A 19,706-nucleotide genomic window follows, 5' to 3' on the forward strand; every position below is an offset into this window, starting at 1 on the left:
CTTCTTTCAACCATTGTAACAAATTCCGCCTTAAGCAAAAAGAAGCAGAGCCTGCAAGCTTGCGGCCGCGGGACTCCACTTCCTTTTATTCCGTACTAACCTTTATTATCTCTCTAATTTTTCTTTTATTATTGGGCAGGTGTCTCGGCTAGAGCGTTTTTATCCCCAATAGTAATAGGTACTTCCATTCGCTTGCCATCTCGAATAAGTCCCAACGTGACCTTGTCGCCAACTTTCAATGCCTGAACTTTGGTAATCAATTCCTGCGAATTTTTCACCTTGGCTCCGTTAATATCTACAATGACATCGTATTGACGCAGACCAGCTTGGAAAGCAGGGCTTTTACGTTGAACGCTGCCAACCAATGCCCCATCTGTGTTCGAAAGCTTCAATTCACTTACCCAGTCTTTACCAATATCTTGTAGACCTACACCTAAGTAAGGAACTGGTTCTTTAGGAATTTGAACATTGTTTTTAAGATTTTCAAGAACGGAAGAAATGGTGCTAGTAGGAATGGCGAAACCAATTCCTTGCGCTTGAGAACTAACGGCAGTATTAATACCAATAACTTCACCATTCAAGTTCAGTAAAGGTCCGCCGGAGTTACCAGGATTAATAGATGCGTCCGTTTGCAGTAAGTGCTTATATTCGCGTGTTCCTTTGGCATCCGGAATGCTGATAGGACGTTCCTTCGCACTAAGCACACCTACCGTAACCGTATGGTCGAAGCCGTATGGATTACCGATAGCAACAACCCAATCCCCAACATTCACATCTTCAGCTTTACCAAGCGGGAGGATTGGAAACTCTTTCTCGCCTTCGATTTTAAGTACAGCCAAATCCAAATCGTAGCTGTTACCTAACAATTTAGCTTTAAATGGCTTATCATAACCTTCTACTGTGATTTGAATTTCATCAGCGCCGTCCACAACGTGCTCATTGGTTAAAATATATCCGGTTTTTTCGAAAATAAACCCTGTTCCCATACCTGCTGGCTGCAGTTCGCCACTGCCGGAGTTATTCTGATTATTGTTAGGCGTTGTATTACCGCCGCCATTATCCCCAAAGAATTGACGGAAGAACGGATCATCAAAGAGCGAATTACCGCCACGGCTTGTTTGCTTCGGTTTCACTAGAGATTCAACCTTAACAATTGCAGGCCCAGCGTTCTGTGCAATAGCCGAAATGTTCCCCGGGCGAACAACATCCAGCCCAACATTTTTCACTTCGCCACCATTACTGCTCCCACTCTTCGTTGCAGCTGCTGTAGAGCTGCCGGAAGCTAGAGGCTGATTGCCAGTAAACAAATTCAATTTATCAGCGCTGAACATAAGTGCACCTACGACCAAGGCGCCTGCCATGAAAGCCGCGAAAATGCTTTTCACAGATGAACGCTTTCTTGCGTTTGGATCCCAAGGACCCGAACCTTGTGGAGCGCCTGCTTCCGGTCCAAAACTGAAAGGACGCAAGTTCTTAGGTGGAGTAACTTCAACACTGGAGGTTCCTTCAGTTCCCGACGCTGAAGTTGTAAGCGAATGCCCTTCGTTTTCTTCGTTAAAAGCTGACTTGTAAGGGCCATACGAATAATAGTAGGAAGGTCTTGCTTTATTAGGATCTTGTGGATCTTGCGGGTCTTGATGATTAGAATCATTTCGATTAACGCCATCGTTGTTACTGCTATTGTTGTTCTGCGGCTTAAAGAAGTCGCTATAATCTTTCTTGTTGTCTTCCATAGTTCTTACCTCCATTTGATTAATAAAGTTATAAGTGCATGCTTCTTGAAGGGTTATGTCTTGTTCTCTGTAGTTCTATCATGCACCTACAACCTTAAACGAATATTAAAAAACAATAAAATGGAGGTAAAAAAAGGTGCTAACTCATTGTTTCCAAGCTTGTTCCACTTTATGGAGCAGACCCGCTGCTTCTTTCACCCATTTATCTTCGATTTTGGCATCGGGATCGAGCGGAGTTTGGAATTGATCGATCAATGCGCCATAGGTTTCCGCTTCCGCCTCCTGGTCAAGTCCTTCATTATAAACATGCTTCAGCACGAAAGGAGTTCCCACTTCGACGATCGCATCCGTTGATTCGGCGTCGCCATCAATCCTTCCTGTCAGAACTTGAAAAGGAATTCGCAGCCAAACCAGATGGTCTTCATCTAAGTAGTGGTCGAAATAGCCATGATCGTAATCCCAATTGCCGCCCAGAGCAAAATCGAATTCATGCAGGTGCTCACGAACACTGTCGAAAGATTCTTGAACCTGCTCCAATGATGATGATAATGTTTTCATTCAGACACTCCTTAAGCGCTCATATTATTTTACTTACGCATAGAGTGTGCCAAAATCTAGTTTTTATGTGTGTTACGTTCCTTATTATCAAACCAAACCTTTGCGGTGAGCGAAGATAGCAAGCTGAGTCCGATCCTCTAATTCACACTTCATTAGAAGATTGCTAACGTGTGTTTTGACCGTTTTGATACTAATAAAAAGCTCTTCCGAAATGTCTTTATTACTCTTTCCCTCTGCAATCAAAAGCAATACTTCTCTCTCGCGCGAAGTCAACCCTTCTTCCTCTGGTATACTATTACGCTGCCTAATCCCTCTTGTAAGCGCCAGGGACACTTCTGAGTTCATCACCGGCATACCGCGGTAAGCGCTCAGAATCGCATGAATCAATTGGTCGGATGAAACCGTCTTCAGCATATAACTGATGGCACCCGATTCGACAGCTTCGAGAACCTTTGCTTCCTCCAAGAAGCTGGTCAGCATAATAACCTTAACCTGAGGAAATTTACTGCAAATCAACTTGGTTGCGCCTATACCATCCAGAACTGGCATGGTCAGATCCATTAATATGACATCCGGCAAACGATCCGTGAGCTCTTGATTTAACTTATCGAACGCTTCCTGGCCATTGCTTGCTTCCCCTACTACTTCTAAACCGGGTTCCAATGAGATGTAGGTTCGAAGCCCAACCCGAACCATGTCGTGATCATCTACGATCATCACTTTAATGTTACTGCTCATTAATTTCTCCCTCTCTATCCTTTATTAGTAAGCTCGACTGTCCGGTAAACCGCGGAATGCGCACTCTAACTCGTGTTCCTGATCCTAACTTGCTGTCTATCTCCACTTCACCACCAAGCTTTTGCGCTCGCTCTCTCATTGTCGATAAACCATGAGAAGCCGATGGGATGTCTCTACGTTCAAAGCCTTGCCCGTCATCCTGCAGCTGAAGCACATACTGGTGCTCTCTTTCATATATAGCTAGGCGAACTTGTTTGGCAGAAGCATGCTTAACTACGTTCGCAAGGCCTTCTTGTATAATGAGGAAAAATTGATGTTCAATCGCTTCAGATATCGTTTCATGAAGAGATACATCAAGCTGGCCCTGCAGCTCATGGTTTCGGCAATATTCCGGAAACCATTTCTCCAGGGCTTCTTGTAAGCTCATATCTCCCAGTTCGATGGGTCTTAATTGTGAAATGAGTCCGCGCAGCTGCTTCTGGGCATGGTGGGACATTTGAATAAGCTGATTCATAACGCCCGGCGCCGCATCCGGGTTTCTCTCCAGAATTTTGGGTAAAGAGGAGGCTGACATATGAATGGCAAACAGCTCTTGACTAACCGTATCGTGCAAATCCCTCGCCAGTCGGCGTCTTTCCTCAAGTACAGCATTTTCCGTAAGTTCCTGATCCCGAATCGCCTCGGCCTCACCCAATTGTTGCAACAGCTGAATACGCTCTTCAACGGCAGAGGCCATGTTATTAAAAGCATCATACAAATACAAGAATGGTTCTACAGGTTCCATCTCTATCCGACTGGAGAAATTCCCCTTGGACAATTCGAGCATGGCGACATGCAGTTCATCAACTTTGCGCTGCCATCTTTTGGTCGCAACATAACCCACCGTTAGACAGACCAAGAGAATGGCTATGACGAACCACATTCGAAACTGCCATGAAACGAGCTCCTCCTTATAATATTCAAGCACAATATAGATGCTAGATACCGTGAGTAAACTCGAGATAAGAAAATAATTCAGCAGCTGCCACTTCATATTGAACATTCGCAATTTGTACATGCTCCATCCTTAACCTATCTTTTTGATTGTAATGTCACCAATAAACATGCTCGTGGTTACAATTATTTTCCGATCAGCCTCTTCATAGTGCGATGTTTGAGTTCTCACACTGCGCAGAAACCCACTCTCACGCCGATCAAGCACTTTCATATCTCCGATAAAAGAACTTGCCATTACGCGAACTTCAACATCAATATCATTGGGAATGAATATTTTCACATCACCAATAAATGCTGAAACATGAATCGTTGTTTCTCCCAACGGAATGGCTGCGCGAGTAAGATCAATGACGGAATCACCAATAAAATGTGAGATCTGAATCGGCTTCAGTTCCCAAGCTTCTTGTCCCAGATGCACATCTCCGATAAAACCATGCCGATGAAGTACGTCACCAGAGTTGAAATTACGTACAAAATCATCGTACTTGTGCCCATGTTGGTTAAAAGCTTGCGTTTGTGGTTGTCCCGGTGGCTGAGTTTGCCTACCTGGGTCTGGTTCCCCCGGAGCTTCTGGCACATCCCACATATGTTTATCATGAAACTCGCCGTGAATATCCTTGAGTACGGCTTTCTCTTCGTCACTGAGCTCATGCTTTACTTCACTAAAAGCAGATGTACTATCGCGCTCCTTATCATTTGTAGGCGATGGTGCTCCATCACTCCACTTGGGTTGATCCCATGGATTTCTATATTTTTCATGCTGCAATCTTCTAGCTTCACGTCTTGCCTGTCTAACTTGATCTTTCGCTTCTTTAATAGAAGGCCAATCCGGTGACTCTTTCTTGCTAGGTTTAAAAATCACATTCAATCCAAATAGAATTAAGGCAATAGGTCCCAAAATCTGAAACATCTCTCCAAGCGATCGATCGGTCAGCTTTAAATTTTTCAGGAGAAAGATCGTTCCCATACAACAAACGAGTAAACTCCAAATTGAGCCTCCCCAATGATACTTACGCTGCCAAACAAAACCAACGAGACCGTAGAAAATAAGAATGACAGGCCAATAAGTGGAAAACATATTAGCAAGATCAATATCAATAAATCCTAATTGGTTAAGTAAATAAAGGACTCCTGCCGTTACGAGGACAAGCCCCCAAATTATTCTTTGAAACATATGCGGATTCATACTTCTTCCTCCATTTGTGTACAACGTTGTTAAGATACCTCTAGTTTATAAGATACTGCCTTGAATGAAAAGAGACGAGAGATTGAAGACTTCCTCGGTCTAGAGACTGAGTTTTCGCAGAATCCGATGAATAACTGACATCAGAATTACAAAAACGAACAATAACCACGAGATGTTATGTATTCTTACGTATATCGTTGACATGCTTATCATCAGAACCGTATAATTGGTGCAAACAATTCCTCAAACATAAGGAGAGATCAGATTATGGATGCAATCCAACAGCTTTCTAGCGGCCTAGATACCATATGGGTGGTTCTGACAGCTGCCATGATTCTATTGATGGAAGGCGGCTTCGCTTTATTGGAGGCAGGTTTCGTCAGACAAAAAAATGCAGTAAGTATCATTATGAAAGTGTTCGTTGATATCTCTTTCGGAGCACTTATTTTTTACTTATTCGGTTTCGCCCTTATGTACGGGAAAGATGTTTCCGGACTATTTGGAACTACCGGATTCTTCATGGGAGGAGATTTAACACATATCGTTTTAAATATCTCACATGAGACTTATTGGCTATTCCAGTGCGCCTTTGTTATCGCTGTGATATCGATTGTATCTGGGGCTGTTGCCGAACGCATCAATTTCCGTGCTTACATTCTATACACCATTGCAATGACAGGTTTAATTTATCCCATTGCTGGCCACTGGGTTTGGGCCGTTAATGGATGGCTCGGCAAATTAGGCATGGTTGATTTTGCAGGTTCAGCTGTCATTCACGCACTTGGCGGCTTCTCCGCTCTTGCCGCAGCGATGATCATTGGTCCAAGGATTGGCAAATTTTCCGCTGACGGCACGGCTAATATTGTACCACCGTCTAATCTGCCACTAGCCTCAGTAGGCGCATTTATCCTTTGGTTCGGTTGGTTTGGGTTTAACTCAGGAAGCACACTAAGTGCCACCAATACTTCCATCGGCCACATTGCAGTAACCACCATGCTGGCAGCTGCAGCGGGCAGCGCAACGTGCATTCTATTCACCATGATGCGTTACCGCAAAGCCGATCCCCCTATGGTTATCAACGGCGCTCTTGCAGGGCTCGTTGGGATTACTGCAGGCTGCGCTTTCGTTAGTGATGCTGCGGCCATTCTGATCGGAGCCATATGCGGGATCGCCATGGTTTATGCAACAGAAATACTAGAAGCTAGACGAATTGATGATCCAGTTGGCGCCTTTCCTGTTCATGGTATCAGCGGCAGCATCGGGACACTCGCTGTAGGATTATTTGCGCAGCCTGATGCCATTCGGGAAGGCACTGCCGGTTTATTCTATGGCGGGGGCTTCAGCCTTCTAGGTGTTCAAGCATTAGGGCTTGTTACGGTTTGTATATGGGGATTCGTTATTACTTGGGGTTGTATGAAGCTAATTCAACTTATCGTTCCACTGCGAGTTAGTAGAGATGAGGAATTAGTCGGATTAGACGTCGGTATCCACGGTGTTCCTGCTTACAGTCAAGAAGATGGATTTCTGGACTTAGAACAACTAAAAAAAGGTCAATGAGAACAAAAAAACCTTCCAAATGGAAGGTTTTTTATTTGTATTAAGAAAGCAGCTCTTCAATCTCATCCGGTACTGAGATCACATCGCCTGGTTTGGATTCATTCATAATTTGTCTCGCATGGGCAATTTCAGCTCGAAGCTTCCTAACTTGCTCCATGGGTTTCTTCACATAGTGGATATACTCGACAGCAAGATGATGGTCAGGTTTCTTACCAGAAAACATGCGGCGAAATGATGACATCGTCTGATAAGCGCGCTCTTCTTTCATTCTTTTGATTTCGTAGCGCTCTACTACCTGCTCAATATCCAAGACCTGCTGTTCCTTGCGGACAATGTAAGCTTCCAAGAAAGGAAGTACCTCTGCAGCTTTCCTTGGTGTTCTTTGAGGTTTTCCGTCCAATCGCAAAGCATTCAGCATGATCACTCACCTATCTCCCCGTGTCAAGATTTATAACAGTAATCTTATTTTACACCAAAATAAACGATTTGAGAACCTTTATTTCAATATTAAATCGATTCCTACAACACCAACAGGGGTTCCCGTGTCATCTATTATCGCTTTTGACATTGTGATACATGGTTTTTTGGTAATAGCTGACACATATTCCGGAGAAACGAAGAGTTCTCCCCCCATTGCACGCTTCCACCACTCTCTGCCCTTTGCATTAACTAGACCTGCCTCAGGCATCGAATAGATAAAGGTTCCATCTGCGCGGTTAGACCAGATTGCTTCAATTCCGGCCGTTTTCTGCAAAATAGTGCCTAAATGGGAAGCATGCTTACCATCAAGCAATGAAGTTATGTCAGGTATTAGCACAAGCGAGCTAAGTACTTGCTTCATTTCTTGGATATTTACATGAATCGTTCCTTCTTTATTTTGCATACCTACTGCTTGTATCGCCTGTATCAGTTCCTTAGAGGAACGATCTAGATTTTGGTTGATATGCTGCAGCATCGATACTTCATGACGCTGTTTTTTCATTTGATCCAAGGTAATCTCCACACTAGACATCGTCTCATTCATCAAATCAACAACTTCGCCAAGTGATGTTCTTGTACCTGAGACAAGCGAGGACTGAATCTGGGTAGAGCTTGTTGTACTCGATACAAGATTGTTAACATTTAGAATCAACGCGAAGATCGTATCGATCTTGTCTTTTATTATTTTCATCTCAGCAATCCCATGAGCGACAGATGCCTTCTCCTCAGCAACCGCTGTCACAACTTGGGAAACACCGCTCTCAATGGATGCCAATAGTTCGGAAGATTTCGTAACCGCTTCATGACTTTGTGTAGCCAGCTTCTTAATTTCCTGTGCGACCACAGAGAAGCCTCGTCCATGCTCACCCGCTCTGGCGGCTTCAATGGATGCATTAAGCGCAAGCAGCGAGGTTTGAGAAACTACTTCAGCAATAAATGTATTGATTTCTTCAATCTTTGACGTATGCCCTGTCAAATCCTGAATCTTCTTCTGCATGGTATCGTTATTAATATGTAGATCATTCATGACTTCATCCGTGGCATTCAGTGACCGGCATACATCAACCACCGTATCTTTGGTTTGCTCACTCTGTTGATGCATATGTAAGGATGAATCTAGAATTTGGTCTGCTGCAGCCGCTACCTGCTGAATCGCAGCGAATGCTTCCTGCAGCTGTCCAACGGCTTGATTACTTCGAATCTTCAGATCCTCTTCTCCTTGAATCGAAGCATCGGCAATGTGCAGAAGATGTCCGATCGAACGATTGACTTCCTCAACAGCAGCTGCTAATCTGTCCGCTACAACCTGAGATTCTTGTATAAACGTTCGGAATTGCTCTTGTTGGCCTTTATTATCATGGCTAATAGATGACCTTGATGATCTGGTACTAAGCCAAGCAATAATACCTATAAACAAAAAAACAGCCAAACTTGCAGCCGTAAACCATCGAGAGGAAATAAATAACGCGAGTACACTTACCGAAATACCAATGAGAATAAGAGCATACAACCCAGCTTTGTGTTTAATTTCTGCGCGCATAAGCAATTGGAACTCCTCCCAAAAGGAACCTAAATGTTAGTTTTTGTTACATTATATCGAATATAGAAGATGTTGAAAAGAAATAAAAAAACAGAGACCTTTTCAGATCTCTGTTCTTCATTTAAGCTTATTGATATTTCATTATTTATTTTGGTTTTGAGTATTCGTTTGTTGCTGTTTGTTCGCTCCTGATGTTTCCGCAGCAAATTCTACGTCTTGAGCTACATTCGAGCTTAAATTTCTATTCTTGTTATTCTTGTTCTTAGCCATGTTCAATCACCTCCTGTAAACATAGGATTTCCCAAACAGGAGAATTTATGATGGAAATGTTCGGCTTGGTGAAAAGCTCATTATCGTTTATAGCGCTTTGGTAGGTGCGATGATCTCATCCTTTAGTTGATTCCAGATGAGTTCGGTTACTTTCCCATGCCCTTCTTTGACGATAAATACTTTAACCGTCTTCTTGCCCCATTCTTTGTAAACCTGATCCTTTGTATCGAAATACAGATCAATTTTCTTACCTTTAATTGCGCTGCCTGTATCTGCAACAACACCATAGCCATAACCGGGAATAAATAAGACAGTTCCAAGCGGAAAAACGTTCGTGTCTGCTGCGATCGTTGATAAAGCTTTATCATCCCGCTTTACTTTAATTCCAGAATACGTGATCCCATACTCAGGATGATCCGGATTTTTCCCTGTCGATTCCTTACCTGCAAAATAACCGGTGGCTGTCACTTCGACTGCCTTGAGCTTGGACAAATCTGAGTCTAACTTCGGAACATAACGATAATTGATTTGTTGCATGTTTTCTTGCGCAACCGGCAGTGAAGTGGATGCCGTTTTGGCCGGAATAACCTTTTGCTGCTGATCTTGTATATGGGTGACGGAGTTTGCCGTCGTGTAGCTTTGGTCGCTTTTGCCCGTCGTCTCTTGTCCGAAAAGTGCCATCAGAACAACGATGATCGACGCACTAAACCATTTAGACTGAGTCAAAAAGTTGGTTGACATTACTATTTTTTAATACCTCCCCTACTATTGCAGGTTGTCCAATACCTACCACCTTTAAACATCCGGATGCAGACTCACTGTTTAAGGTGTCCTAATCACGCTCCCCTATACATACCCAATTAACTGAATTTGAAAACAAAAAAAGCAGAGAAGATTATCTTCTCTGCTTCATTTATAGGATTGGTGCTTAAAGTTTCTTACTAATTTCCTCGTTAATCATGCCAATTACTTGTTCAATCGGATGGGTTCCTAGATCCCCTTGACCACGTTTTCGAATCGATAAGCTTTCGCTCTTCACTTCGTTTTCACCGACGACTAGCATATAAGGAATCTTCTCCAGCTGCGCTTCTCTAATCTTGTACCCCAGCTTCTCATTACGATTATCTGCCTCAACACGAATACCAGCTTCTCTTAGACGCTCAGTCACGAGATTCGAGAATTCTTCGAATGCCGGAGATACCGGAATGACCTTGGCTTGGATAGGCATTAACCAAGTTGGCAGCGCACCAGCGAAGTTCTCAAGCAAGAAGGCCGTCATACGCTCCATAGTACTGATAATCCCTCTGTGAATAACGACCGGGCGATGTTTCTGACCATCTTCACCTGTGTATTCAAGCTGGAAACGCTCTGGGAGCAAGAAATCAATTTGAGCTGTTGAAAGAGTTTCTTCTTTCTTGAGCGCTGTTTTGATTTGAACGTCAAGTTTAGGACCATAGAAGGCAGCTTCACCTTCAGCCTCGTAGAAATCAAGTCCTAGCTCTTCAACAACCTCACGCAGCATGCGTTGGGAAGTTTCCCACATTTGATCATCTTGGAAATACTTTTCTGTATCCTTAGGATCCCGATAGGAAAGACGGAAACGGTAGTCTGTAATTCCGAAATCCGCATAAACCTGACGAATCAGGTTCACAACGCGGGAGAACTCTTCTTTAATTTGATCCAAACGGCAGAAAATATGAGCGTCATTCAGTGTCATGGCACGAACACGGTGTAGACCTGTTAAAGCACCTGACATTTCATAACGGTGCATAGTTCCAAGCTCAGCAATCCGGATCGGCAGATCGCGGTAGCTGCGCATATCGCTTTTATAAACCATCATGTGATGTGGACAGTTCATTGGACGTAGGACAAGCTCCTCGTTGTCCATCACCATTTTCGGGAACATATCCTCGCTGTAATGATCCCAGTGGCCGGATGTTTTGTACAGCTCAACATTAGCGAGAACTGGCGTGTAAACGTGTTGGTAACCCAAACGCTCTTCCAGGTCAACAATATAACGTTCCATTGTACGTCTCAATTTAGCGCCGTTTGGCAGCCAAAGCGGTAATCCTTGCCCAACCTCACGTGAAAAAGCAAACATTTTAAGCTCTCTGCCCAGCTTACGGTGATCACGTTTCTTCGCTTCTTCCAAAAGATGCAAATGCTCATCCAGCTGCGCTTTCTTAGGGAAAGCAGTGCCGTAAATACGCTGCAGCATTTTGTTCTTCGCATCTCCGCGCCAGTAAGCACCAGCAACGCTCAATAACTTGAACGCTTTGATTCGGCCAGTTGATGGCAGATGCGGTCCGCGGCATAAATCAAAGAATTCACCTTGGTCATAGATGGTAAGTACCGAATCTTCCGGCAGATCACGAATCAATTCCAGCTTAAATGGATCTTCCATTTCAGTGAAAATGCGAATCGCTTCCTCACGGGAAACAACGCGGCGAGTAATCGCCAGGTTCTCACCGGAAATACGCTCCATTTCCTTCTCGATTTTCACCAAATCTTCAGGATTAAGCGGTGTTTCCAAATCGATATCATAGTAAAATCCGTCTTCAATAACAGGTCCAATCCCTAATTTAACAGCTTTTTCACCATAAATACGTTTAATCGCCTGAGCCATCAAATGCGCTGTGCTGTGACGATACATCTCTAATCCCGCTTCGCTATCGAGCGTTAGAATTTCCACGTCTGCATCATTATCCAATGAGAACGACAGATCCACGGATTTCCCGTTAACTTTGCCGCCAATCGCATTTTTCTTCAGTCCGGATGAAATGGATTCCGCCACTTGCTCAATGGTCGTTCCAACTGCGTACTCTCTAACCGCGCCATCTGGTAATTTCACTTGTACAACCATTTCTGTTCCTCCTAATATAGGGATCTTTGAGCGTAGCTCAAAGTCTCTCCGCTTTGGGGATCTTTGAGTGTAGCTCAAAGACTCCGCTTTTAGTTCATTTTTGAACGCAAAAAAGCACACTGCATCCCAAAAGGGACGAGTGCGCTCAGCTCGTGGTTCCACCCTAGTTCGATTCGCTGCATGACCACAGGGGTATGGCGAATCCTCATCAGCATTCGGTAACGGGAATGATTCCGGTATTGTATACTAACGATCCTGCAAGTCAGGTCGAATTCCACAATACGGCTACAAAGGGGTAAACGATCTGAATAGCTGAAGGAGATTGCAGCCTAGTCTCCTCTCTCTGAGCAGTTCTTGCAGAAAGTTCTTGTCTTTGATTTTAACGCCTTCGATCACTATTATAATTGCCTCATCGCTCAAGGTCAAGGGGATAGTTGATCCTGTTTCTTGGCTTCACCCAAGAAAATGTCACAAGTTCGGCAATAGGAGCAAACCGTTGTTCGATCCTCAAATATTTGTCTAATCGTCTTGATGATCGTTAATTCGGGATCTCGCGTATGGATGTAGATATTTGCTGGAGATACCGTAATGAGTGTGCTAACAATCATATCCTCGAAATTAATATCTTTTTCAAGTACTTCTAGCTTAAAGGTTGTATCGAATTCATTCGCGTCTATGAGTTCAAGCTGATCATTCAGGATAACAAACTCATGCCCGCCTTTATGTATAAGATGAGCTACGGGGATCTTGGCTTCCTGAATATAAACAAAGTACTGCAATAGAGAAATAAATTCCTGATACTGACGATCCATCATAAACTCATCAATGGCATACTCAGCTATCTCTCGCAGCTCCTCGGTATAATCCTGTAAACGAAATTTGAGAAAACCATCCAAGCTTAGCCGAGGGGTTTCCTCCAGAGATTGCACGAGCTGCTCCGATAACATTTGTTTGCGGCGCAGTCTTGCTGAGCTGCCATTCAAAATAGGCAATTCCTCAATTACGGTCTCCGCACACATGGATTGCTTGCAGTACCCTTCTATTGCTTCCAAATCGTTTATGGCTTCATATTTAAATTCTTTAACAATCAAATCACGTAAAATAAGCGACTCTTTCTCTACGATGATATGATTAGCCAACACGCCAGCCAGTCCTTCCCTTACTTCCTTCTGAAATGAAGATATTTCTCTTTCCTTCATCCTCACTTCAATTCGAATGTAAGCATGTGTTTCATATAAATCAAATGGGGCGGTTACTCCACTTTCAGCGATATGTAAAAGCTGCAGCTCACGTTCTATCTGAGCGCTTAGCGAACGTACATAGGCCTCATCAGCATTCATTATAACAATGGCAAACAGTTCCATAGGCTAACTCCTTTCATCAATACGTCCTCCTCCTAAGAGTATATGGTCGATAGGAATCAGATATACAACGAACAATTTGCCATTTCCATTCATCAATTTTTTGTCAAATCTTTCGTGCATATATTCCAATCTCACAGATATTCGTGTTATGATACTTGTAATAGTGCTTAAGTAGCATATCTTTTGGAGTGGGTATCTATGCAAATTGACGCATTCGATCAGCACAAACAAGACTGGAATCGGAAGTTACTTAATGCCTACTGGTTACTTGTTTCTATTCAATTACCATTCGAATTTCTCTATTCTTTGACAACCAAGCAAGAAGATCCATCTCAAGCCAATCACCTTATCCTCCCTCTACTCATCATGATCCTCATCATGTTAACTCTCGAAACCACCAACAAGTTATTCAAAAAGCTGCTGGATTACCAAATCATTAGCGGCGGTGCCTTCTTATCGTTTACCCTTATTTATTTCAATCATGATGTTAAATTAACTCCACTCTACTTTTTTCTCCCTATTTTCGTTTCTATCTTTTACTTTCAACGTTCCAAAATTATTTATTCTGTTGGATTATCCTTTCTATCTATTTGCGTTCTTTATGTTGCAAGGTTGAGTGTATTTTCCGGCTATGTGTTATCCGATCTCCTATCCGTCGTTCCGATTCTAGGTATAGTCTCTATCATAGCGTTAGGGATTATGAATCGCGGCGTTGAAATTTTGAACAATTTGAAAGCAACTACTGAACTTAAACAAGAGTTGATGATCAAAAATATTATTATGGACAAGCTGTCCAAAACGGATGCTTTAACAGATCTATATAACCACATCACATTCCATGAATATTTAGATGAGCTCATTCAGCAAAGCGGTGCAGGTAACTTCTGCATCCATATCGCCGTGCTGGACATCGATAATTTCAAAAAAGTCAATGATACTTATGGCCATAGAGCCGGTGACGCTGTCTTAAAGAATGTTAGCAGCACACTGAAAACCCGGGTGGGCTTAAACGATTTTGTCGCTAGATATGGCGGCGAAGAGTTTGCTATCATCTTCACAGAGAAAGCTACCGAAGAAGTATTCGAAATATTGGAACGTATTCGCTGGCAAATATCTCAATCGAAGTATGAGGAGTTAAACGGACATTCTGTGACCATCTCAATCGGACTCAATGAGTATCGCTCGGGTACTAGTAAAGAAACCCTATTCTCAGGCGCTGATCAATCGTTGTATACAGCCAAAATGACAGGTAAAAACAAAACGGTCATTCAAACCGCTCAGCTTAAGGAAGCAAACTAAAGCTTCTATTGTAAAGAAAAAGCCTCCAAGTTGGAGGCTTTTTGGGTTGTGGGACATAACGACAAATAAACGCTTATCTAATTAAATCCCTCAAGTAGATTTAACTTAGATAAGCGTTTTAGTTATTAGCTAGGTCTGCATCACGACATCCTTATCGATCTTCTGCCCTTATCCTAAGTATGATTCAAAAATACTTTTTACAAGCAAGAATGGAAGTGCACCAATTGAGACAAAAGCATAAAAAAATCCTTGAAGAAAATTTTTGAATAATTTCACAAGAATCACTCCTATCATTTTTGTCTAAATTGCGACTACTCCAATTATACTCCTTTTTCAAAAAGAAAGATGAAAATAACATTAATTCTTTCATAACTTGTCTAAGTAAATTCAATGTGCATTTAAAACAAAAAGAGAGCAGCCGCAGCTGCTCCCCAAATCACATTAGTTAGTTTTGCATCACGAAATCTTTATCAATAACGAGCGACTCGTCATCAAATACACGCAATGTTTGGTATTTCGTATTCCGTTGAGCAGGAATTTTCCCTGCTTCGCGGATGATTCGCAGCGTAGAGTTAACGTTGACCTTGTGCGTTGTACCCGCCGCGGAGACCACGTTCTCCTCAATCATTGTACTTCCAAAGTCATTACAACCATAGCTAAGTGTTTGCTTGCCCACTTCAGGTCCCATCGTCACCCACGACGATTGGAAGTTAGGAATGTTATCAAGCATAATCCGGCTAATCGCCAGCGTCTTCAAATACTCCTCAGGCGTGACTTTCTCTGCCTTCATATTCGTATTATCCGGTTGGAATGTCCACGGAATAAAAGCTAGGAAGCCTGGTGTATTGAGCTTCTGATACAGAACATCATCTTGTGCATCACGGATACGCAGCATATGGAGTGCTCGCTCTTCCATGGATTCACCAAAACCAATAACCATGGTACCTGTTGTATGCATACCAATTTTGTGAGCGGTTTGCATAACGTCCATCCAATCGCGCCATGAACCTTTTAGCTTACTAATTTTGCGTCTAGTGCGATCATCCAGAATTTCTGCACCGCCACCTGGCAAGGAATCGAGTCCCGCTTCGTGCAATTGACGAACGACTTCCTCTAGAGATAAACCATCCGAAACATCTTTCATTTTCATAATTTCAGCTGGTGAGAAAGAATGCATCGTAATATCAAAACGTTTCTTAATTTCTCGAAGGATATTTGTGTAATAGTTGAATGGAAGATTCGGATTCGTGCCGCCCTGCATGAGGATTTCGGTCCCATCTACATCCAGAGTCTCTTGGATCTTCTGGAAAATGGTTTCATCGGGCAATACGTAACCTTCTGATGAACCCGGTGGACGGTAAAACGCACAAAATCTGCAATAAACGTCACAAATATTCGTATAGTTAATATTCCGCCCAATGACGAATGTTGTTATTGGATCGGGATGCCATTTCTTCATAATCTGATTGGCGGTGTCGCCAATCTTCTCTATTTGATCGGATTCGAACAGCGTAATACATTCCTCTACATCAATTCGTCCGCCTGACTGTGCCTTATATAAAATGCGATCAATCGGTTTCAAAGCTACTCACTCCTTTACTTTCTCAAGGCTTGTATCCACTCATCGTACCATATTCATGCCAAAAAAGCAGCAATATGCTGCTTTTACCAAGGCGTATTCCATTTCAAATATGACCAATTTTCGAATTCATGAAGGTCTAACCGCGGAGGGCTTGTTCCAAATCTTCAATAATGTCTTCGATATCTTCAAGACCTACCGAATACCGCACAAGACCGTCCGTAATGCCGCGAAGTAAGCGAACTTCCTTCGGCATCGAGGCATGTGACATCATTGCCGGATAGGACAAGATGCTCTCCACTGCGCCCAAGCTTACTGCAACGAGTGGAATACGTATTTTGCTTAATAACTTTTTCGCTTTCTCGCCGGAACCAACATCAAACGAAACAACCGCTCCATAGCCTAATGACTGCTTTTCATGAACGTCTCTACGTGGGTGGTTCGGGAGTCCTGGGTAGTAAACAACATCAATATCAGGCTGCTCTGATAGCCAATTTGCCAGTCTACGAGCACTAGTTTCGGACATTTCCATACGAGCTCGCAAGGTTTTCATCCCACGGATCAACAGCCAAGAATCTTGAATGCCTAGTACGTTCCCCATGCCATTCTGAATTTGTTTCATTCGGCGACCTAGACTGTCGTTAGCAACTACAGCCAGCCCAGCCAGAACGTCACTGTGTCCGCCAAGGAACTTCGTTGCACTATGCAGCACAATATCAATACCCAGCTCGATTGGACGTTGATGGTAAGGTGTCATGAACGTATTATCCAGCATCGTAAGCAAATCGTGCTCTTTAGCAAAAGCAGCGACTTCGGCGATGTCCGTAATACGGAGTGTCGGATTCGAAGGTGTCTCGATAAATACGGCTCTTGTGTTAGATCGCAGTGCTGCACGTACTTGTGCGATATCGGTCATATCAACGAATGTCGACTCCACACCCATACGATTCATAATCGTTGTCAGCAGGCGATAAGTACCACCATAAACATCTTCGGTACAAATAACATGATCACCCTGCGACAAAAGCATGAAGGCTGACGAAATAGCCGCCATACCCGAGGCGAAAGCAAATCCGCGTGTACCGCCTTCGAGTAATGCAATGTAGTCTTCCAGAGCTTGACGGGTTGGATTGCCGGAACGGGTATAGTCATACTCTGGTGAGACTTCTAAGTCAGCTTGATGAAAGGTTGAGGCTTGATACAAAGGCACACTAGATGCCCCTGTCGCTTCATCGATCTCTCCACCGAAATGAATGAGCTTCGTTGCGAATTTGCCATGCGGCTTACGTTTATCTTCTTGTGGATGGCTCATGATAGCGAATCCCCTTCCAATTCGGCTTGCGCCTTGCTGAGAGCATTCGAAAGATCCGCAATCAGATCATCAATATGCTCGATGCCAACAGAGAAGCGTAAAAGACGGTCATCTACACCGATTTGCTGACGAATTTCGAGTGGAATATCCGCATGTGTTTGTACAGCCGGATAGGTCATAAGTGATTCGACACCGCCTAAGCTTTCCGCGAAAGCAATGAGCTCTATGTGACGAAGAATCGGTTCAATTAGTCTCGCATCCTTTACTTTAAAGGAGAAAATGCCCGTGTTTCCACTCGACTGCTTATTCTGAATCGCATAACCAGGGTGCGTTTCAAGCGCTGGGTAGTAAACTTCACCGATCAGCGGGTGTTCCAATAAGAACTTCGCGATTGCCGTTGCGTTCTGCTCATGACGCTCCATGCGAAGCGCGAGCGTCTTCATTCCCCTCATAAGGAGCCAGCTGTCTTGCGGTCCAAGCACAGCACCAATGGAGTTGTGCAGAAAAGCCATCTGCTCTGAGAGCTCTTTGCCCTTGGTCACGATGAGACCAGCGAGCACGTCATTATGACCGCCGAGGTACTTGGTTGCGCTATGAATGACGATATCAGCACCAAGCTCAATAGGACGTTGAAGATACGGCGTTAACAAGGTGTTGTCGACAATCGATACGATGCCCTTCTTACGAGCCCATGTACACACAAGCTCAAGGTCTGTAATCATCATCAGCGGATTCGTCGGTGTCTCAATGACAAGACCTTTGGTATTCGGCTGGTACGCCGCTTCCAACCCATCTAAATCATTCGTGTCTACATACGTAGCGGTCACACCAAAGCGCGACATGATTTTCTCAAGCAGGCGGTACGTACCGCCATATAAATCCAAGGAAACAATCAGATGATCTCCTTGGCTAAAATAAGCGAAAATGGTTTGCAGCGCAGCCATTCCTGAGGAACAAGCAAAGCCCGCATCTCCAGACTCCAGCTGAGCAATAGCATCCTCGAGCACCTTGCGTGTCGGGCTTTTAGTACGCGCATAGTCGAAACCTGTACTTTGCCCAAGCTTCGGATGACGGAACGCAGTTGCTTGGTAGACTGGGAAGCTGATAGCTCCAGTAACGGGTTCTTGAATAGAGCCAATTTGGGCGAGACGACTTTCGATTTTCAACAAAGGGAGTTCCTCCTCAGGGATATGGGTTCGAATTACAATTGTGAGCTTGCCAAACTTTCGTTGATGTTAGCGTTCAGTTCAAATGGTGTTTCTTGATAGACATAATAATTCAACCAATTGGAGAACAGAAGATTCGCATGCGCTCTCCAAGTATTATAAGGCTGTCTGCTCGGATCATTATTCGGGTAATAATTTTTGGGGATCTCGATTGAAAGCCCTCTACTCACATCCCGATCGTACTCCCATTTCAATGAACAAGCATCATATTCCGAATGTCCTGTTACGAAAATATGCTTCCCGTCTCGCGTTGCGGCGATATAAACACCGGACTCCTCTGATTCCGATAAAATCTCCAAATCCGGACATTGTTCAATGTCTTCACGACGAATATCCGTATGACGAGATTGCGGTACATGAAAGACTTCATCAAAGCCGCGAAGCAACTTTGTATTCGGTACCTGAACGGTATGAGGAAATACTCCGAACATCTTATTATCGAGCGCAAACTTTCGCACACCGAAATGATGATACAAGCCCGCTTGAGCTGCCCAACAAATATGCAAGGTAGAAGTGACGTTGTGCTTACTCCAATTCAGGATTTGCGTCAATTCCTCCCAGTAATTCACATCTTCAAACTCCATCTGTTCGACAGGAGCACCCGTGATAATCATGCCATCCAGCTTTTCATCTTTAATATCGTCAAATGTTTTATAAAACATTTCCAAATGCTCGACAGAAGTGTTCTTAGAAGTATGAGTTTTAGGATGCAGAAGCACGAATTCCACCTGCAATGGCGTATTTCCGATTAAACGCAGAAGTTGCGTCTCCGTCGTCTCTTTGGTTGGCATCAGATTCAATAAAGCAATTCGAAGTGGACGTATATCCTGGTGGTACGCGACAGATTCGTCCATGGTGAAGATGTTCTCTTGGTTTAAAATTTCTTTGGCAGGCAGGTTGTCAGGAATCTTAATCGGCATCCTGTTCACTCCTCTTCATAAGTTTTATTTGGGAAATAAATGAAAAAATGACCTTCTCTGGAATCAGAGAAAGGCCATGGAAAAT

Annotated in this window: 17 protein-coding genes; 2 read left to right on the forward strand and 15 right to left on the reverse strand. The window is 43.5% G+C overall.

The window, feature by feature from the left end:
• Window positions 1–128: 128 nt before the first annotated feature.
• The 5 genes from QFZ81_RS27785 to liaF form a co-directional block, all read right to left on the reverse strand.
• On the reverse strand, window positions 129–1,733 hold the full coding sequence (locus tag QFZ81_RS27785) for a S1C family serine protease (RefSeq protein ID WP_307605473.1): 1,605 nt from the start codon (window positions 1,731–1,733) through the stop codon (window positions 129–131).
• A 144-nt stretch (window positions 1,734–1,877) separates the two neighbouring features.
• The gene (locus QFZ81_RS27790; protein WP_307439369.1) at window positions 1,878–2,291 is read right to left on the reverse strand and encodes a YugN family protein; all 414 of its coding nucleotides are present in this window, start codon (window positions 2,289–2,291) and stop codon (window positions 1,878–1,880) included.
• Window positions 2,292–2,378: 87 nt separating this feature from the next.
• Window positions 2,379–3,029 carry a response regulator transcription factor gene (locus QFZ81_RS27795; RefSeq protein ID WP_307439367.1) on the reverse strand — a complete coding sequence of 217 codons (651 nt, stop codon included), beginning with the start codon at window positions 3,027–3,029 and terminating at the stop codon, window positions 2,379–2,381.
• A complete protein-coding gene (locus QFZ81_RS27800; RefSeq protein ID WP_307439366.1) occupies window positions 3,019–4,086 on the reverse strand; it encodes a HAMP domain-containing sensor histidine kinase in 1,068 nt (355 codons plus the stop codon). Before QFZ81_RS27800 ends, QFZ81_RS27795 begins: the two co-directional genes overlap by 11 nt.
• A gap of 9 nt (window positions 4,087–4,095) precedes the next feature.
• Window positions 4,096–5,211 carry a cell wall-active antibiotics response protein LiaF gene (gene liaF, locus QFZ81_RS27805; RefSeq protein WP_307605474.1) on the reverse strand — a complete coding sequence of 372 codons (1,116 nt, stop codon included), beginning with the start codon at window positions 5,209–5,211 and terminating at the stop codon, window positions 4,096–4,098.
• Window positions 5,212–5,478: 267 nt separating this feature from the next.
• On the opposite strand from liaF, the gene QFZ81_RS27810 reads away from it, so the two are divergent.
• Window positions 5,479–6,768, forward strand: coding sequence for an ammonium transporter (locus tag QFZ81_RS27810; RefSeq protein WP_307439361.1), 1,290 nt, complete (start codon window positions 5,479–5,481; stop codon window positions 6,766–6,768).
• A gap of 40 nt (window positions 6,769–6,808) precedes the next feature.
• On the opposite strand, the gene QFZ81_RS27815 is transcribed toward QFZ81_RS27810, so the two are convergent.
• The 6 genes from QFZ81_RS27815 to ytxC all read right to left on the reverse strand — a co-directional run bounded on the left by QFZ81_RS27815 (window position 6,809) and on the right by ytxC (window position 13,285).
• A complete protein-coding gene (locus QFZ81_RS27815) occupies window positions 6,809–7,186 on the reverse strand; it encodes a hypothetical protein (protein WP_307439359.1) in 378 nt (125 codons plus the stop codon).
• Between the two features lie 78 nt (window positions 7,187–7,264).
• Entirely contained in the window at window positions 7,265–8,788 is a 1,524-nt protein-coding gene (locus tag QFZ81_RS27820) for a methyl-accepting chemotaxis protein (RefSeq protein ID WP_307607056.1), read from the reverse strand.
• Window positions 8,789–8,929: 141 nt separating this feature from the next.
• Window positions 8,930–9,058: a hypothetical protein gene (locus tag QFZ81_RS27825; RefSeq protein ID WP_307439357.1), complete on the reverse strand. Its 129-nt coding sequence runs from the start codon at window positions 9,056–9,058 to the stop codon at window positions 8,930–8,932.
• Window positions 9,059–9,145: 87 nt separating this feature from the next.
• Window positions 9,146–9,799 (reverse strand): 3D domain-containing protein, encoded by a 654-nt coding sequence (locus QFZ81_RS27830; RefSeq protein WP_307439356.1) that lies wholly within the window; start codon window positions 9,797–9,799, stop codon window positions 9,146–9,148.
• 187 nt (window positions 9,800–9,986) lie between these two features.
• Window positions 9,987–11,921: a threonine--tRNA ligase gene (gene thrS / locus QFZ81_RS27835; RefSeq protein WP_307605475.1), complete on the reverse strand. Its 1,935-nt coding sequence runs from the start codon at window positions 11,919–11,921 to the stop codon at window positions 9,987–9,989.
• 422 nt (window positions 11,922–12,343) lie between these two features.
• A complete protein-coding gene (gene ytxC, locus QFZ81_RS27840) occupies window positions 12,344–13,285 on the reverse strand; it encodes a putative sporulation protein YtxC (protein ID WP_307605476.1) in 942 nt (313 codons plus the stop codon).
• Window positions 13,286–13,483: 198 nt separating this feature from the next.
• Here ytxC and QFZ81_RS27845 point away from each other — a divergent pair, with 198 nt between their 5' ends.
• On the forward strand, window positions 13,484–14,584 hold the full coding sequence (locus QFZ81_RS27845) for a GGDEF domain-containing protein (RefSeq protein ID WP_307605477.1): 1,101 nt from the start codon (window positions 13,484–13,486) through the stop codon (window positions 14,582–14,584).
• A 445-nt stretch (window positions 14,585–15,029) separates the two neighbouring features.
• Here the strand turns inward: QFZ81_RS27845 and mqnC are convergent, their stop codons facing one another.
• The 4 genes from mqnC to metA form a co-directional block, all read right to left on the reverse strand.
• Complete coding sequence (mqnC, locus tag QFZ81_RS27850; protein ID WP_307605478.1) at window positions 15,030–16,166, reverse strand: cyclic dehypoxanthinyl futalosine synthase; 1,137 nt, start codon at window positions 16,164–16,166, stop codon at window positions 15,030–15,032.
• A 136-nt stretch (window positions 16,167–16,302) separates the two neighbouring features.
• Window positions 16,303–17,475: a trans-sulfuration enzyme family protein gene (locus tag QFZ81_RS27855; RefSeq protein WP_307439345.1), complete on the reverse strand. Its 1,173-nt coding sequence runs from the start codon at window positions 17,473–17,475 to the stop codon at window positions 16,303–16,305.
• Window positions 17,472–18,641 carry an aminotransferase class I/II-fold pyridoxal phosphate-dependent enzyme gene (locus tag QFZ81_RS27860; protein ID WP_307449416.1) on the reverse strand — a complete coding sequence of 390 codons (1,170 nt, stop codon included), beginning with the start codon at window positions 18,639–18,641 and terminating at the stop codon, window positions 17,472–17,474. Before QFZ81_RS27860 ends, QFZ81_RS27855 begins: the two co-directional genes overlap by 4 nt.
• Window positions 18,642–18,676: 35 nt before the next feature.
• Window positions 18,677–19,621, reverse strand: a complete 945-nt coding sequence (metA, locus tag QFZ81_RS27865; RefSeq protein ID WP_307439343.1) for a homoserine O-acetyltransferase MetA — start codon at window positions 19,619–19,621, stop codon at window positions 18,677–18,679.
• Window positions 19,622–19,706: the final 85 nt, after the last annotated feature.

The sequence above is a fragment of the Paenibacillus sp. V4I9 genome (assembly GCF_030817295.1).
GTDB lineage: Bacteria > Bacillota > Bacilli > Paenibacillales > NBRC-103111 > Paenibacillus_E.